The 12,541-nt window shown below is 64.9% G+C and carries 12 protein-coding genes; 4 read left to right on the top strand and 8 right to left on the bottom strand.

Features of this window, described 5'->3' with window-relative positions:
- Window positions 1-65 precede the first annotated feature (65 nt).
- Window positions 66-755, top strand: a complete 690-nt coding sequence (locus K3724_RS11325; protein WP_259984830.1) for an SOS response-associated peptidase — start codon at window positions 66-68, stop codon at window positions 753-755.
- A 5-nt stretch (window positions 756-760) separates the two neighbouring features.
- Here the strand turns inward: K3724_RS11325 and K3724_RS11320 are convergent, their stop codons facing one another.
- On the bottom strand, window positions 761-1,252 hold the full coding sequence (locus tag K3724_RS11320; RefSeq protein ID WP_259984828.1) for a MarR family winged helix-turn-helix transcriptional regulator: 492 nt from the start codon (window positions 1,250-1,252) through the stop codon (window positions 761-763).
- Window positions 1,253-1,441: 189 nt separating this feature from the next.
- Here K3724_RS11320 and mnmH point away from each other — a divergent pair, with 189 nt between their 5' ends.
- Window positions 1,442-2,494: a tRNA 2-selenouridine(34) synthase MnmH gene (gene mnmH / locus K3724_RS11315; RefSeq protein ID WP_259984826.1), complete on the top strand. Its 1,053-nt coding sequence runs from the start codon at window positions 1,442-1,444 to the stop codon at window positions 2,492-2,494.
- Between the two features lie 239 nt (window positions 2,495-2,733).
- On the opposite strand, the gene selD is transcribed toward mnmH, so the two are convergent.
- From selD to K3724_RS11280, 7 genes are read right to left on the bottom strand one after another with little or no spacing between them, the layout of a single operon-like run.
- A complete protein-coding gene (selD, locus tag K3724_RS11310; RefSeq protein WP_259984824.1) occupies window positions 2,734-4,896 on the bottom strand; it encodes a selenide, water dikinase SelD in 2,163 nt (720 codons plus the stop codon).
- A gap of 31 nt (window positions 4,897-4,927) precedes the next feature.
- Entirely contained in the window at window positions 4,928-5,329 is a 402-nt protein-coding gene (locus K3724_RS11305; RefSeq protein WP_259984822.1) for a Na+/H+ antiporter subunit G, read from the bottom strand.
- Between the two features lie 9 nt (window positions 5,330-5,338).
- A complete protein-coding gene (locus K3724_RS11300) occupies window positions 5,339-5,608 on the bottom strand; it encodes a K+/H+ antiporter subunit F (RefSeq protein WP_259984820.1) in 270 nt (89 codons plus the stop codon).
- Complete coding sequence (locus K3724_RS11295) at window positions 5,605-6,102, bottom strand: Na+/H+ antiporter subunit E (protein ID WP_259984818.1); 498 nt, start codon at window positions 6,100-6,102, stop codon at window positions 5,605-5,607. The genes K3724_RS11300 and K3724_RS11295 overlap by 4 nt, the downstream gene beginning before the upstream one ends.
- Window positions 6,099-7,637, bottom strand: coding sequence for a monovalent cation/H+ antiporter subunit D (locus K3724_RS11290; protein WP_259992625.1), 1,539 nt, complete (start codon window positions 7,635-7,637; stop codon window positions 6,099-6,101). The genes K3724_RS11295 and K3724_RS11290 overlap by 4 nt, the downstream gene beginning before the upstream one ends.
- Window positions 7,637-7,990 (bottom strand): Na+/H+ antiporter subunit C, encoded by a 354-nt coding sequence (locus tag K3724_RS11285; protein WP_259984816.1) that lies wholly within the window; start codon window positions 7,988-7,990, stop codon window positions 7,637-7,639. The genes K3724_RS11290 and K3724_RS11285 overlap by 1 nt, the downstream gene beginning before the upstream one ends.
- 2 nt (window positions 7,991-7,992) lie before the next feature.
- The gene (locus tag K3724_RS11280; RefSeq protein WP_259984814.1) at window positions 7,993-10,854 is read right to left on the bottom strand and encodes a monovalent cation/H+ antiporter subunit A; all 2,862 of its coding nucleotides are present in this window, start codon (window positions 10,852-10,854) and stop codon (window positions 7,993-7,995) included.
- A 288-nt stretch (window positions 10,855-11,142) separates the two neighbouring features.
- Here K3724_RS11280 and K3724_RS11275 point away from each other — a divergent pair, with 288 nt between their 5' ends.
- Together K3724_RS11275 and K3724_RS11270 are read left to right on the top strand one after the other, a co-directional pair.
- A complete protein-coding gene (locus tag K3724_RS11275) occupies window positions 11,143-11,619 on the top strand; it encodes a rhodanese-like domain-containing protein (RefSeq protein ID WP_259984812.1) in 477 nt (158 codons plus the stop codon).
- Window positions 11,607-12,455 carry an alpha/beta hydrolase family esterase gene (locus K3724_RS11270; RefSeq protein WP_409201377.1) on the top strand — a complete coding sequence of 283 codons (849 nt, stop codon included), beginning with the start codon at window positions 11,607-11,609 and terminating at the stop codon, window positions 12,453-12,455. Before K3724_RS11275 ends, K3724_RS11270 begins: the two co-directional genes overlap by 13 nt.
- The last annotated feature ends 86 nt before the right edge of the window (window positions 12,456-12,541 follow it).

The raw sequence follows: 12,541 nt of genomic DNA, 5'->3' as shown, positions 1-12,541 counted from the left end.
GGCGGCTGCTTCCCGGGTGTGCGCAGGCACTTTGCGCGGGGGCAGTCCTGGGTTAGAAAATCAGCATGTGCGGACGATTTGCCATAACCCTGCCCAATGATGCAATGGCGCAGCTGTTTGCGGCGCAGCCTGCGAACACTTTGCCGGATGTGCCTGATTTTAATGTCTGCCCCACCAATACGGTGCATGCAGTGCAGGCCGGGGAGGGGGACCGCCAGCTGGTGCCTATGCGCTGGGGATTCCTGCCGCAGTGGTACACGGCTGAGACCGCCGGGCCGCTGCTGATCAATGCCCGCGCGGAAACCATTGCGCAAAAACCCGCATTTGCCGCCGCCTGCCGCGAGCGGCGCTGTCTGATCCCGGCCACGGGGTTCTATGAATGGACCAAAGCAGGGGATGGCGCCCGGCTGCCCTGGTACATCCGTCGCAGCGACGCAGCCCCCTTGGCCTTTGCCGCCATCTGGCAGAGCTGGGGCGCGGCGGATCCGGTCAAGACCTGCGCTATTGTCACCACCGCGGCAAATGAGGCGCTGTCGGCCATCCACCACCGGATGCCATTGATCCTGGAGCCGCAGGACTGGGGCAGATGGCTGGGCGAGGACGGGCCAGGCGCCGCGCGGCTGATGCAGCCGGGGGCGGCGGGCGTTCTGGATTTCCACCGGGTGGATCCGGCGGTGAATTCCAACCGGGCCAGCGGGCCGGAGCTGATTGAGCCGTTTGAGGACGGGGATATCCCGCGCGGCCACCTGATCTGATGAGGTTATTCGGCTGCTTGGCGGGACGGCAGGTCGCGCTGCGGCGCGCGGCTCAGGCCATTGGCCGCAATGGCCGCCTTTTGCAGCAGGGCGACAAAGATCTCCTGTTCTGAATCGGTAAGGCCCGTCAGGATGCCGGGCTGCGCGGCCCGCACAACCGGCAGGATCCGTTCCAGCAATGCTTCGCCTTCACCGGTCAGGCTGACCTCGCGCGCCCGCCGGTCTGCCTTGGAGATCCCGCGGGCCACCAGCCCCTTCTCCACCAGCCGGTCCACCACCTTGCCCAGGGTGGCCCGGTCATAGGCGATGAGCCCGGCAACCGAGGCCTGGTCGATGCCGGGATGGCGGTGGATCGCGGCCATGGCGGAGAATTGCACCGGGGTAAGGTCGGCACCCTCCTCGGCCATCCGTTCCATGAACTGGGCGACCGAGATCTGATGCAGCCGCCGGATCAGGTGGCCGGGCAGGGTGTGAATGTCCAAAGGGTCGCTATTCATGGCCTTCTGGTCCTTGCCGGCCTGTAAGGGCCGGTTTGCTGGTGCCGGTTTGCTGGTTCGGGCCTTCTGCCCGCGGGTCTGTTCACCTTGACTGCCATACTGCCCTGTGCGCAGTACGTGCAAGTTTTATTGCCGCAACTGCGGCATTTGCGGCTTTTCCTTGCCGAAGGCGCGGGGTAGGCATGAGCCATGGCGCTGAAATTCACCTCCCTGCAAGACTTCTATGCCCACGGGTTCGACACCGTGATCGATGTGCGCAGCCCGGCGGAATATGCCGAGGACCATGTGCCGGGTGCAATCAGCCTGCCGGTGCTGGACAATGATGAACGCGCCGAGGTCGGCACCATCTATGTGCAGGACAGCCCGTTCAAAGCGCGCAAGCTGGGCGCGGCGCTGGTGTTTCGCAATGCCGCAAATCACATCGAGCAGCATCTGAGCCACCATGAGGGCGGCTGGAAACCGCTGGTCTATTGCTGGCGCGGCGGTCAGCGGTCGGGGTCCTTCACCTGGATGCTGCAACAGATCGGCTGGCGCGCCGAGGTGGTGGAGGGCGGCTATCAGACCTATCGCCGTCTGGTGAATACAGCGCTGTATCAGACTGCATTGCCGCATCGGATGGTGGCGCTGGACGGCTATACCGGATCGGCCAAGACCGAGGTGCTGAAGCGGGCCGGTGCTCTGGGCGTTCAGGTGCTGGATCTGGAGGGGCTGGCCAATCACCGCGGTTCGCTTCTGGGGGACATGCCGACGCCGCAACCGTCGCAGAAGGGGTTTGAATCCGCCCTGGCGGGCGCCTTGATGCGGCTGGACCCCAGCCGCCCGGTGCTGGTGGAGGCGGAATCGAGCAAAGTTGGCCAGCGGATCATTCCGCCTTCGATCTGGGCGGCAATGAAGCAGGCACCAAGGATTGACCTGCAGGTGCCGGTTGCAGCCCGCTGCCGCTATTTGGTGGCGGCTTATGACGACATCCTGTCAGACGCGGACGGCCTGCGCAAAAAACTGGCCCCCTTGCGCGCGTACCGCTCAGGCGCGGTTGTTGATGGGTGGTTCACCAGCATTGCCAAGGGCGACAAAGCCGGGCTGACCGAGGCGCTGATGGCCGAGCATTATGACCCCGCCTACCGCAAGTCCCGCACGGCAATCGGCGCAGAGGTTGCCGCCACTGTCGACGCAGAGGCGCTGGATGACGCGGGCCTGGATGCCGCCGCGGCGCAGGTGGCTGCGCTCATGTCCGGTCTCTGACAGAAGTTCTCCCGCCCGTCGCCGGTGCATCTGCGATGCCCCGCTCCCGTTGGGCGTGGCGCTGCGCTGGCGCGCAGCGTGCCTCCGCTCCCGGCGGCAAAGCCGCCTGCCAGGCAGCGGGACGGGAGTATTTTCACAAAGGTGAAGCACCGGAACCGGGCTTCTTTCTGGTTGAAACTACCCCGGGGTGAATTGGTCCGAAGGGCCAAGAGGGGCTGGCCCCTGTGCGCCGGGCGCCGCTAGGCACTGAGAGTGATGGCGCCGGGGCTTGACGTTACCTTGCCGGCGCGCGCAGCCGGGTATCCGGCAGCGCGCAGCCGGTTCAGCAAATCATCAGCCTGATCTGCGGCGACCGCTGCCAGCAGGCCGCCCGCGGTTTGAGGGTCGAACAACAGGTCCTGCCAGCCAGTGGTTTTCAGCTCCGGTACAGCGGCTTGATTGGCGGGAAACAGCGAGGAGCGGATGCCGCGGTCCGCCAGTTCAGCAGCGCCCTGCATCAGGGGAACCTTACTGGTGAAGATTTCTGCGCCCGCGCCTGAGGCCTCGCAGATACCAAGCAGATGGCCAATAAGGCCAAAGCCGGTCACGTCGGTCATTGCGCGGGCGTCCTGCAGGATGCGGGCGGCGTTGCCCTGCGGCTGGCTCATCTGGACCAGTGCGGCGGCGACCCATTCCCCCTTGGCCAAACCGGCCATTTCCGCGGCCATCAGCACGCCGGAGCCAATGGGTTTGGTCAGGATCAGCGCGTCGCCCGGTTTGGCACCCGCCAGGGTTATGGCAGGGCGGGGGCAGAGGCCGGTGACGGTGAACCCGATGGTCAGCTCATCCCCCAGCGAGGTATGGCCGCCGATTATGGCAGCGCCGGCCTGCTGCATGACGTCCGAGGCGGCAGCCATGATCTCCTGCAGGGTCCGGGCCTGCAGGCCGGGTGACATCCGCGGCAGGATCAGGTTGGCGGTAGCGGCCTGCGGGTCTGCCCCCATCGCCCAGATGTCGCCAAGCGCATGGACGGCAGCGATGCGGGTCATCAGGACCGGGTCGCTGGTGAAGCTGCGCAAATGGTCGGTGCTGATAACCTGACTGGCGCCGCCGGTGGTCAGAAGTGCGGCGTCGTCGCCGGGCAGCGGGGTGATGTCTGTGCGGCCCGCAGGCTCAAGACCTGCGAGCGCGCCAAGCAGCGCGTCGCGGCCGACCTTGGCGCCGCAGCCGCCGCACATGGGCTTGTCGCCAAGTGCGGCTTCCATGCCCAGTGTGTGTTCGGCCGGCAGGGGCGGCGCGTCCATTGCGGGCAGGTCGCGGAACTTCTCCATAAAGGCCTGGTCGATACGGTCTTTCCAGGACCACATCAAGGGGCCGGCCAGGGTGGTGCTGAAGCGTTCGCCCAGGGCTTCCTTACTGCCCATGGAGATGAGTTTCAGGTAGTCTTTTTGCGGGCGGTACCTGCGCAATGGATCGCCGGTCAGGGTGCTGCGCAGGTTGTGGTACAGCACCGGCGCCTGGCGCACTGCGTAAACGCCCGCCTTGGGGCGCGGGGCAAAGTCCATATGGGCGCAGTCGCCGGCGGCAAAAACGTTGGCGGCGGAGCTTTGCAGGGTATCACTGACCCGGATGAAGCCGTCCTGCAGGTCCAGGCCGCTGTCTGCGAGCCAGCCGTAGGGGCGGGCGCCGGCGGCGCCGGTGGTAAAGTCCGACAGGATCTCGCGCCCGTCTTCCAGCACGATATAGCCGTCACAGATGCGCGCGATTTTCGCGTTCTCCTCCAGCCGGACGCCCTGTTCGACCAGAGCGCGGCGGAGGGTCTGGCGGGCCTTTTTGCCAATCGCGCGCAAGGCCTGGTCGCTGTCGATCAGGGTTGCCTGCGCCAGCCGGCCACGGGATCTGAGGGCAAAGGCCATCGCCAGGATCAGCTCTGCCCCCGCCACGCCGCCGCCGATCACGGCGACATGGGCGGGGGTGTCACCGTCGCGGAACGCGTCCCATTGGGCGGCGAAACGTCCCAGCGGCTTGGCAGGGATCCCGTGGTCTGCAAAGCCCGGCAGGTCCGGCATGGCAGAGGTGATGCCGACATCAATCGAGGCCACGTCATAGGCAATCGGCGGGCGGCCCGGCACATGCACCAGGCGGGCCGCGGTATCGATATGCCCGGCGGCCCCCAGAACCACACGGGCGCCTGCAAAACGGCCGAGGCGCACCAGGTCGATGTCCAGTTCGTCACGCGCGTAATGTCCGGCCACAAATCCCGGCAGCATGCCGGAATAGGGCGCAGTGGGGCCGGGGTTGATGACGGTGAGCCGGGCGCCGGGCAGCGGCCGCATGCCCCATTTGCGCAGCACCAGCGCGTGGGTGTGGCCGCCGCCGACCAGCACCAGATCGCGGGTCAGCGGCAAGCGGGAGGTGTCCATCACGGTTCAGGCCTTCCTGAGTGGTCTGCGTTCAGTCTTCGGCGGGCGGGGTGTGGGTCGGGTGGCGGCGTTCCTCGTCCTCGGGCGTGTCATGGGTGGCCCAATGGTCATCCTCGCCCGCCGAGGGCATGGTGTCGCGGCTCTCTTGCCGGTGGATATGCACCTTGGCAATGAAATTGGCGGTGATCGGCGCAGTCAGGAACAGGAACAGGGTGATCATCAGTTCATGCACCGAGAAGTATTTCTCAAACGCGGCGGCATGCAGCATTGAGGCCAGCAGCACGCCGCCGACGCCCAGGGTAGTGGCCTTGGTCGGGGCGTGCAGGCGCGACATCGGATCGTTGAGCTTCAGCAACCCGAAAGAGCCGACAAAACCGAAGACCCCGGCGATCACCAGAAAGGCGGCAACGAGGAATTCAAACAGGGTTTCCATCTTTCCTCCTCACTCGATGATATTGCCGCGCAGGATAAAGCGCGCGTAGGCCACGGTGGAGACAAAGCCAAGCATGGCGATGATCATGGCGGCCTCAAAGAAAATCTCGCTCCCCAGCGCCAGGCCATAGAGCACCATCAGCGCGATGGCGTTGATGAACATGGTGTCCAGCGCCAGGATGCGGTCGGCCACATCCGGGGCGGTGACGACTTTCCAGAGATTCATCAGCATTGCCAGGGCAAAGCAGGCAAAGGCGAAGGTGGCAGCGCTTTCGATCATTCGAAAATCTCCATCAGCCGGCGCTCGTAGCGCTGTTTGATTTCGTCCCGCACCGCGTCGGGGTTGGGGGCATCGAGGCAGTGGACCAGAAGGGCGTGGCCCTCGTCCGAGACATCTGCCGACAGGGTGCCGGGTGTCATGGTGATGGTGCCTGCGAGGGCGGTGATCGCCTCAGGCGTTTTCAGGTCCAGCGGGACGGTGATCCAGTTGGGGCGGCGGTCGGCATTGGGTTTGAACAGCACGATGCGGGCAACGATGATGTTGGCCTGTACGATGTCCAGCAGAACCACCAGGATGTATTCCGCGATCTTCAGCGGGCGGCGCAGCTTGGGCCGGTTGGGCCAGTAGGGCTGGGTCACAAACGGGATCAGCACGCCCAGCAGCAGGCCAAAGACCAGCGAATTCAGCGACCAGCCATTGACCAGCAGCAGCCAGGTGAGCGTCAGCAGAAGCGTGAGCAGGGGGTGAGGGAACAGCCGCCGGATCAGTTTCATTCTGCCGTCCTCCCCAGCACGGTTTCGATATAGGCAGTTGGCGTAAAGAGCTGGGCTGCCGTCGCCTCGGCATAGCGGGTGGCGGGGCCTGCGAATACGGTAAGGGCAATGAGCCCGCCCAGCAGGCCGAAGCAGGCGACAAAGGGCAGCTGCGCTGGTCTGGCGGGCAGGGTGTCCACGGGCGGTTCGGCGCTGGTGTCTGCATCTTCAGGCGGCAGGCCGTGGCCTTTCCAGAACAGCAGCGAGCCTGCGCGGGCCATGCCGATGATGGTGATCAGGGACCCCAGCAGGATCACGGCCCAGATCCACGGCGCCAGATCAACGCCGCGGGTGGCGTCCAGCACCAGCAGTTTACCAAGGAAGCCGGACAGCGGCGGCATCCCCGCAAGCGCGATGGCGGCGGCAAAGAACAGGGCCGAGATCAGCCCGGTCTGCGGCATCGGCAGCTGCGGCAGGATCCACGGGCCTTGGCGCTCCATCACCAGATCAGCAACCAGGAACAGCAGCGCTGCCGCGAGGGTGGAATGCACCAGATAGTAGAGCGCCGCTGCGGCGGCGGTCTGGGTGAACAGCGAAATGGCGATCAGCAGCGTGCCCATCGAGGCGATGGCACCAAAGGCCGCCAGCCGGCCGAGTTTCTTGGAGCCAAGCACGCCGATGGCGCCGGCGCCGAGGGTCAAGAGGGCAGCGGGCAGCAGCCAGGCCTCGGTCAGGCCGGCGGTGGCCTGAACCTCGGGGCCGAAGATCAGCGTGTAGATGCGCAGGATCGAATAGGCGCCGACTTTGGTCATGATGGCAAACAGCGCCGCAACCGGCATCGGCGCATTGGCATAGGCCGAGGGCAGCCAGAAATGCAGCGGCAGCAGCGAGGCTTTGATGGCAAAGACCAGCAAGAGCATCACAGCACCAACGCGCAGCAGGGCGGTATCCTCAGCCGGGATCTGTGCAACCTTTACGGCGAGGTCGGCCATGTTCAGGGTGCCGGTGACAGAATAAAGCGTGCCAAGCGCAAACAGGAACAGGGTGGAGCCGAGGAGGTTGAACACCACATATTGCACGCCTGCCTGAAACCGCCGGGTGCCGCCGGAATGGATCATCAGGCCATAGGAGGCGATCAGCAGCACCTCGAAGAAGACAAACAGGTTGAAGGCGTCACCGGTCAGGAAGGCGCCCATGATGCCCATCAGCTGGAACTGGAACAGCGCGTGGAAGTTGGCGCCGCGGGTGTCCCAGCCGGAGCCGATGGCATAGAGCAGGACCGGCAGGGCCAAGAGCGAGGTCAGCACGATCATCATTGCTGACAGCCGGTCCAGCACCAGCACAATGCCAAAGGGCGCGGGCCAGTCTCCCAGCTCATAGACCTTGACGGTGCCGTCCAGGGCCTGGGCGGCCAGGGTCAGCGACACGGCGGCCAGCAGCACCACGCTGGCCAGCGAGAAGATCCGCTGCAGGTCCAGATGGTGGCGCACCGCCATGATGATGAACGGCGCCACAAGGGCAGGCAGCACCACCGGCGCAATCAGAAGGTGGTCGATCATGCGTCGTCTCCTGCGCCTTCGGTTTCAACCGGCATCGCAGTGCTGTCATCGCGGGACGACAGGTACGCCCCCAGTGCAATCATCACCACCACGGCGGTCATGCCAAAGGAGATCACGATGGCAGTCAGCACCAGCGCCTGCGGCAGCGGGTCGGTATAGGCGACCTCTTCGTACTTGTTGAGGATCGGCGGCGCGGCGGTTGCCAGCCGCCCGGTGGCGAACAGGAAAACGTTGACCGCATAGGTGATCAGCGACAGACCCAGGATCACCGGAAAGCTGCGGCGGCGCAGGATCAGGTAGATGCCGGCCGCGGTCAGAATGCCGACGGCCGAAGCGACGAGAAGTTCCATATCTATCCCTCCGTCCCGGTCTTGGCCGCTTCGTCGCGTGCCGGGTTGATGTCCATCGCGTGCTCGGTGCTCATTCCTGGCTGCCAGGCAAAGCGCGACAGGCTTTCCAGCGCCAGCAGAACCGCGCCGACAACTGCGAGGAAGACGCCAAGGTCGAACAGGGCGGCGGTGGCCCATTCGAATTCCTCCAGCGGCGGCCAGTGCAGATAGCCGAAATCGCTGGTCAGGAAAGGCATGCCGTTGAACCAGGCGCCCATGCCGGTGGCGGCGGCAATCAGCACGCCGGAGCCGATGATGGCGTGATAGGGGTAGCGCTGCCGCTCGGTCGCCCAGGCAAAGCCGGAGGCCATGTATTGCATGATGATCGCAATCGCCGCGATCAGCCCGGCGATAAAGCCGCCGCCCGGCAGGTTGTGGCCGCGGAAGAAGATATAGGCAGCCACCATCAGCGCCAGCGGCATCATCACCCGCGTTGCCACCACCATCATCAGCGGATGCGCGTCGCCGGCCTGCGGCAGGTCGGGTTTGCGGTTCAGAAGATGGGCGCGCACACGGCTGTTCAGCACGGCCTCGGTCAGGGCAAAAATCACCATGGCGGCAATGCCCAGCACGATGATCTCGCCGAAGGTGTCATAGCCGCGGAAATCGACCAGGATCACGTTCACCACATTGGTGCCGCCGCCGCCCTTGTAGGAATTGGCGAGGTGGAAGTCCGAAATCGTCGGGAAGGCAAAATCGCGCATCAAAAGCGCATAGATCAGCCCGCCGGCACCCAAGCCCGCAACCACAGATATCGCGCCATCGCGGATGCGGGTCAGGGCCGGGGTTTCAACCGGGGTTTCCTTGGGCATGAAGTTCAGCGCCAGGAGCATCAGGATGATCGTCACCACCTCGACCGAGATCTGGGTTAGCGCCAGATCAGGCGCCGAAAGGTAATTGAACGACATTGACACCACCAGCCCCACAACGCCAATCAGCACCAACGACAGCAGGCGGTTGCGGTGTTTGGCGACGATGAACAGCGTCGCCACCACAAGGGCAAACCAGCCGAGCACGGGCAGCAGGCCCGGTTCCTGCAGCTCACGCGTCGCCGCGCCCATGGTGCCGCCCTGATAGGCGTAATAGGCGATGGCAACGGTAAAGGTGACCATAACTGCCGCATAGCGGGTCAGGTTGCCATTGTGCAGCCCTTCGGTCACCCCTTGGCCCAGGCGGGTAAAGGCGTCGATCAGGGCGTCGAAAATGACCTTGGCTTCGGGGCGGGGCAGGGCGTTCCAGATCCGCTCCAGCGGTCTATGCAGCGCCAGCAGCACCGCGCCGCCCAGCACGGCAAACAGCGACATATACAGCGCCGGGGTCAGCCCGTGCCACAGTTTGAGCGAGTAATAGGGCAGTTTCTCGCCGCCGATAACGGCACTTGCAGCAGTGGCGACCATCGGACCTGCGATCTTGGCCGACGCAAAGCCGATCAGCACCACAAGTACCACCAGGAAGGCCGGTCCAACCCACATGCCGGAGCTGGGGTCATGCGGATGGCCGGGGTAGTCGTCACGCTTGGGGCCAAAGAAGACATGCGCGATGAAGCGGAAGGAATAAGCGGCTGAGAACAGCGCCGCCACGGAGGCCAGCGCTGGGATCACCAGATGCGAGCCGTTCCAGACGGTATGGGCGGCTTCCTCCAGCATCATCTCCTTGGACAGGAAGCCGTTGAGGGGCGGGATGCCGGCCATCGACAGCGCCGCGACCATGCCTATGGTAAAGGTGACCGGCATTAGATGCCGCAATCCGCCAAGCCGTTTGATGTCGCGGGTGCCTGCCTCGTGATCGACAATGCCCGCGGTCATGAACAGTGCGGCCTTGAAGGTGGCGTGGTTGATGATGTGAAAGATGGCGGCCACTGCGGCAATCTTGGTGCCGAACCCCAAAAGCATGGTGATCAGCCCCAGGTGGCTGACGGTGGAAAACGCCAGCAGCGCCTTGAGATCGTCCTTGAACAAAGCAATCACCGCGCCCAGCAGCATGGTGACAAGGCCGGTGGTGGCAACGATATAGAACCACTCGGGCGTACCGGCGAGGACGGGCCACATGCGGGCCATCAGGAACAGCCCGGCCTTTACCATGGTGGCCGAGTGCAGATAGGCCGAGACGGGCGTGGGCGCGGCCATCGCATGCGGCAGCCAGAAGTGGAACGGGAACTGCGCCGATTTCGTGAAGGCGCCCAGCAGGATCAGGATCAGTGCAGGCAGATACAGCGGCGAGGCTTGAATGGCGTCCTTGTTCTGCAGGATCACGCTCAGGTCATAAGAGCCGGCGATATGGCCCAGGATCAGCATGCCTGCGATCATCGCCAGCCCGCCGGAACCGGTCACTGTCAGCGCCATCCGCGCGCCCTGGCGACCCTCGGGCAGGTGTTTCCAATAGCCGATCAGCAGGAAGGAGCTGAGCGAGGTCAGTTCCCAGAACACCAGTAAAAGCAGGATGTTGTCGGATAGAACGATGCCGACCATGGCGCCTTGGAACAACAGGAGATAGCTGTAGAACTGGCCCATCGGATCTTCGCGCGACAGGTAGAACCGGGCGTAAAGGATGATCAGCAGGCCGATCCCCAGGATCATTGCCGCAAACAGGAAGCCCAGCCCGTCGAGGAAGAAATTGGCATTCAGGCCCAAGGCTGGCAGCCAGCTTGCAGAGGCATGAATGGTTTCGCCCCGGAACACGGCCGGGATATGCAGCATCAGCCCGATGAAGGCGAGCAGGGTGGTAAGCCCGGCGGCTGAGGCTGCCGCATTGCGTCCCGCGCGGATCAAAAGCGCTGGGAAGACGGCTCCGAGAAAGGGCAGGGCCGCAATCAGGAATAGGGACACGTGCAGGTCTCCTGTCGGGTTGGCGCGTCGTTTTTCGACCAGTGCTAAGCAATTTTCTTGCCCAGAACCACCCCCGCCGGCCTGGATGCGGTAATAATGACGCAGCCAGAGACGGGAATCTTACGCTCGTTAGGGCCATAATTGGGCAGTGTCCGTCCAATAACAAGAACTTGACCGGCGGTATTGGCCTGTTTCTGGTGATTGCGGCCTCATGGCCTGCTAGGTCTTGGAGCAAGGGCCCGGGGCCGGGCAGTCAGCGGGCGGTCGGATTGAAAGGAAATCGGCGGGATGGCGGCGCAGGAAAACATAGGTAAACGCGGAGTGTCCCGCCGGCTGGCGCTGCTCGGCGGTATTGCAGCGGCGGCTGGTGCGGGGATCTGGTGGCAGCGCAGGCAGCCCCCGGATCATGATCACCCGCGGCTGACCGTGGCCGAGGCTTTTGCCCAGGCGCAGGCCGGGGAGATTACCCTGGTGGATATCCGCACGCCGCAGGAATGGCGCGCCTCGGGGGTGCCGGTGGGCAGCCATCAGATCGACATGCGGCGCGACGACTTTATCGCAGCCTTGCAAACCGCGGCGGGGCCGGACCCGGCTTTGCCTGTGGCGCTGATTTGTGCGCGCGGCGTGCGGTCGGCCCGGCTGACGCTGGCCCTGGCGCAGGCGGGTTTCAGCAATGTGATTGACGTGCCCGAGGGCATGCTGGGGTCCGGTGCAGGACCAGGCTGGATTGCCGCCAACCTGCCGGTGGCCCGATGGGAGGGATGATGCAGGCTTGGAAAACAGGCGCAGCCGCAGCGCTGCTGTCTGCGGTGTGGAGCGGCGCGGCTGTTGCGGGCTGCGGTTCAGAGGCCGGCGCGTGTGAGGTTGCGGATGGCGCCTATCACATCGCGCTGCCCGCTGATGCGAACACGCCGCCGCCGGTGGTGATGTTTTTGCATGGCTACGGCGGCAGCGGCGCGCAGGTGATGCGCAACAGGGCGCTGTCCGAAGGGCTGACAGCGCGCGGCTATGCGGTGATTGCCCCGGAAGGGCGCAAGCGCGGCGGCAGCGGTCCGCAGTCCTGGGGCTTCGGGCCGTTCACCGAAGGCCGGGATGAGGGGGCGTTTTTTGCCTCGGTGCTGACGGATGCCTCGGGACGGTTCGGCACCTCCACCGCACAGACGGTACTGGCAGGTTTTTCCGCCGGCGCCTTCATGGTGCATTACCTGGCCTGCAGTGATCCGGCGGCCTTTGCAGCTTATGCGCCGGTGTCCGGTGCGTTCTGGCGGCCGCAGCCTGAGACCTGCGAGGGGCCGGTGCGTCTGTTGCAAACCCACGGCTGGCGCGACGAGGTAGTGCCCTTGGAGGGCCGGATCCTTGGCGGCGGGCGCTGGGAACAGGGCGATGTCTTTGCCGGGCTGGAGGTCTGGCGCGAGGCGAATGGCTGCGCGTCGCACGCGCCGTCCAAGGCCTGGGGCGAGGGCGACTTGTTGCGCCGCCGCTGGGATTGCGGGCCGGGGGCAGAAATCGAGCTGGTGTTGTTTGACGGCGGCCATACGGTGCCCAAGGGCTGGGCGGGCTGGATGGCAGACTGGTTCGAGGATGAACCGGCGGTGCGCTGACCTTGGGGGGGCTGCAACGAGCGGAGCACTCCCGCCCCTTTGACAGAAATCAAAGATTTCCATCAAAGCGTTGGGCCAGGCAGCGC

The sequence above is a fragment of the Leisingera sp. M658 genome (genome assembly GCF_025144145.1).
Taxonomy (GTDB): domain Bacteria; phylum Pseudomonadota; class Alphaproteobacteria; order Rhodobacterales; family Rhodobacteraceae; genus Leisingera.
This window is presented reverse-complemented; position numbering and strand designations above follow the sequence as displayed.